This window comes from uncultured Lactobacillus sp., from assembly GCF_947367125.1.
Classification (GTDB): domain Bacteria; phylum Bacillota; class Bacilli; order Lactobacillales; family Lactobacillaceae; genus Lactobacillus.
The window spans coordinates 1-3,230 of the sequence record NZ_CANBCQ010000073.1 but is presented as its reverse complement, the minus strand read 5'-3'; the positions used below and the strand labels follow the sequence as shown (position 1 = coordinate 3,230).

Sequence of the window (3,230 nt, the reverse complement as noted above, 5' to 3'; positions counted from 1 at the left end):
CGGTCCATATGGGATTTGAACCCATGATCTCCTCCGTGACAGGGAGGCGAGATAAACCACTGCTCCAATGGACCAAACTAGAGGAGGATGTGGGATTTGAACCCACGCGCGGCAGAACCGCCTAACGGTTTTCAAAACCGTCCCCTTAAGCCACTTGGGTAATCCTCCATTGCTTAATGCCGAAAATATTAAATTGTGGCAAATGACCCGTACGGGATTTGAACCCATGTTACGGCCGTGAAAGGGCCGTGTCTTAACCACTTGACCAACGGGTCATGTCTCTTAATCAAGAGCACTTTATTATAATAACTGATCATGTCTCAAAAATCAAGATTTTTTTCAACTTTCTAAATTTAGTTATCTAAGTGACATCTCAATCACAACGTATTTAATAATAATAGATATCTATTTAAAATGCAAGTATTTTTTTATTTTTTCTTTTTAATGATTATTGGCAGGCCCTTTATACTATTTTATCGCGTCTCCAAAATCTAACCTTTACTGTTCTAAGCATTCGGTCAATCCTTTAAACAATAAATTTCCTTATCAGAAAAAAATTATTAATCAGCCCATAACTAGATTATTTATCTTCTGTCTTCAATTTATCTATCAAATATATTCTAAGATTTTAATTGAATCAGCTTTATGTATCTTTTACTAGCTAAATAGGCAACTATTCCCTTCATTAACCCTGTAACAGCGTAATATGATTTTTAATTTCTCTTTTTTCGATTGACACAGATAAAACATGCAATGCCTACAGATAATATCACCTACTAATAATAGGACTTCATCATAACAGCAATTTTATTACTTTCTGTAGCTTAAAAAGACATTGTACATAGATTACACTATGCTTATGGCGTTTACTAAAATAGTGAAGAAGAAATCAGAAAAGATATTAACGGCCCTTTTAAGCCTATTTCTATCAAAAAACGAAAACAAAATAAAAGAACCGCATAACCATGCGATTCTTTACTACTTGTTATAAGTATTTACGGAGACAGAGAGTTTTATTTATTCTTTTTCTGTGCTTTTACTAATGCTTTTCTTCCTTACTATATAAGCAAATATGTTTCATAGCTTTTCTTAGCATTTCACTTTTTTCTATCAAATTTCTATCATTAGTATAAAAGCCGCTCTTGAGAGTATAGCTCCCTTGAGTAGCTTTTTATTTACCTTGCAAAAAATAAAAAAGGCTTAGCCGTCAAGCTAAGCCGCCCCATAAAAATGAGAAATACCAATTAGATATAGCACATTATTTTTTGAAAATTACAATTTCATCGTCTTGGGTATCTTCCAAAGCTTTGCTTACTTTATCTAATGCAATTTGCTTAGTAAAGGTCTTACGCTGTCTACGTGGCAATAGCTCTAATTGAACAGTTGAAGCAAGAGCTATCTCCAATTCTGTTGCTATTCTACGAGCATCCCATTCGCCTCCGTAAAAATAGGATCCCTCGCGAAGTGCTGCATCTAATTCAAATGGGCCAAATGCGCGATCTTCGTTTAAATCATCCATTTCAAGGAGATACTCTTCTACAGCCTTTCTGGCTTCTTCTTCATCGTTAATATAATTGTGGTCATAGCTGAATTGATGTGCATAAATCCCACTGACAGCATTTGGATTATTGCTATCTATTGTATTAATGTCCAACTTTGATTCATCCATTTCTTCAAGAATAGCTTTGAAATTTTCCAAGATTTCTTTTTTAGTAAAATATTTCATTTTAAATACCTCGAATTTCTATTACTTAATTTCCTTACATCTATATACTACCACATATATATGAGATGTCCAGTGTTTTTTTGCTACTTTTTTAGATTTTTTTCTTTTTCTTCAATTAGCATCTTCAATTCTTTTAAGTCATTTGCCGTTGCGTATGCCTTGATAAACCCTTTGGCATGACTCTTCCAAACAGTTTTTTGCCTTGCTTTTCTGCCTTTATCGCTTCTAGCATATTTTCTCTGTGCGGCTTTTTCTGCTTCTGTTCTTGCCATAGTTTCTCCTCTTATACTATAATACTTGAATACAGGTGTGTTACCTCACACCTCTATTATTTATTTCTTTACAGTAAGCCGCCTTCTAGGTGGCTTTTTTTATATCTAAAAAGTTCTGAATAATTAAATTTCATTTTGTTCCTCATATTTCTATTACTTAATTTCTTTATATTTATATACTACCACATATATGGAAGACATAAAGTTAAATCCAAAAATATTTTAAAAAAGCAAAAAAGCCACCTCGGAGGGTTTACCTCTGGGGTGGCTTATTGCACGATATTTGGAGCTTTCAACTCCTTTTATTCAATTACTTTTAAATATTTTGCAGGTGCCCACTGCTTATCAGTACCTAGCTTATAACATTTCATTCCTTTGATAGTCTTGGCATCAAAATACTTCCATCTCGTATTTGTCTTGATGTACTTGCCAGTATAATGACCAGCGCTATCTATTAGCTGAATCATCCACTTAGGATTATGGTTGATCACAGGAGCATATACTACACCTGTCTTTTTTTCTAACTTTAACTTAGGTTTCTCAATTGGCTTTATTGTCTTATGCACAGTCGTAGTTTCTTTGTGGAGGTCAACCAGTGAGATATTACCGTCAACGTTAAGACCACGCCAGTTGTCACAGAACTGCCAAATTGCTACACCCTCCATTGATGGAAAGTAGTTAAAGTCTGGCGTATATGCTAGATCGGTTGGATAAGATGCAACCCAGATACATGTGCCATACTTTTGGATGATCTTTTTAGTATCAATTGCAGTTCTAAGCAAGCTAGCACCACTATATAAGCCGACCTTATACCCTTCATCGTGGCATACCTTCATAAAGGCAAGAATAGCCTTAGTGCTTGCCACCTTACCTCCAGTAACGCAGTTGCCACTACCAGTTTCCCAATCAAGCCATAAATAGCGTTTCTTACTGATGTTTTCGGCCTTAGCACGACTGGGGTTATAACCAAAAGTCGCAAAATGGTAAGCATGCACGTACATATGGTTAGCATGCAATGATTTAATTTGATAATGAGCTTTAGGATTGATATAGCCTGTTCCTTCAGTCAGCTTGATAATGCCGAATTTTGCACCAGCATTATGATAAGCGGTCATGCTGGTACCTTGATATACAGCGGCGTCAATGCCTAGTTGCCTACTTGCCATCTGCAGTCACATCCTTAGTATCTGCTTGAACAGAACTCTCAGGTTTTGGCAATTGATCTACTGGTT

At 35.6% G+C, this 3,230-nt stretch carries 3 protein-coding genes and 3 tRNA genes; all 6 read right to left on the bottom strand.

The genetic code is table 11. From position 1 onward, the window contains the following. Positions 1-74, bottom strand: a tRNA-Asp gene (locus Q0Y84_RS12235). A 7-nt stretch (positions 75-81) separates the two neighbouring features. Continuing rightward, positions 82-168, bottom strand: a tRNA-Ser gene (locus Q0Y84_RS12230). A gap of 35 nt (positions 169-203) precedes the next feature. Continuing rightward, positions 204-275: transfer RNA gene (locus tag Q0Y84_RS12225), tRNA-Glu, on the bottom strand. A gap of 983 nt (positions 276-1,258) precedes the next feature. Continuing rightward, entirely contained in the window at positions 1,259-1,726 is a 468-nt protein-coding gene (locus tag Q0Y84_RS12220; RefSeq protein ID WP_297954190.1) for a hypothetical protein, read from the bottom strand. 83 nt (positions 1,727-1,809) lie between these two features. Beyond that, the gene (locus Q0Y84_RS12215) at positions 1,810-1,998 is read right to left on the bottom strand and encodes a hypothetical protein (RefSeq protein WP_297954187.1); all 189 of its coding nucleotides are present in this window, start codon (positions 1,996-1,998) and stop codon (positions 1,810-1,812) included. Positions 1,999-2,300: 302 nt separating this feature from the next. Continuing rightward, positions 2,301-3,164: a GH25 family lysozyme gene (locus tag Q0Y84_RS12210; RefSeq protein WP_297954184.1), complete on the bottom strand. Its 864-nt coding sequence runs from the start codon at positions 3,162-3,164 to the stop codon at positions 2,301-2,303. Positions 3,165-3,230 lie beyond the last annotated feature (66 nt).

Excerpts from the sequence above, each read along its gene's own strand:
- Q0Y84_RS12220 (WP_297954190.1), bottom strand. The coding sequence starts at position 1,726 with ATGAAATATTTTACTAAAAAAGAAATCTTGGAAAATTTCAAAGCTATT.
- Q0Y84_RS12210 (WP_297954184.1), bottom strand. The coding sequence starts at position 3,164 with ATGGCAAGTAGGCAACTAGGCATTGACGCCGCTGTATATCAAGGTACC.
- Q0Y84_RS12215 (WP_297954187.1), bottom strand. The coding sequence starts at position 1,998 with ATGGCAAGAACAGAAGCAGAAAAAGCCGCACAGAGAAAATATGCTAGA.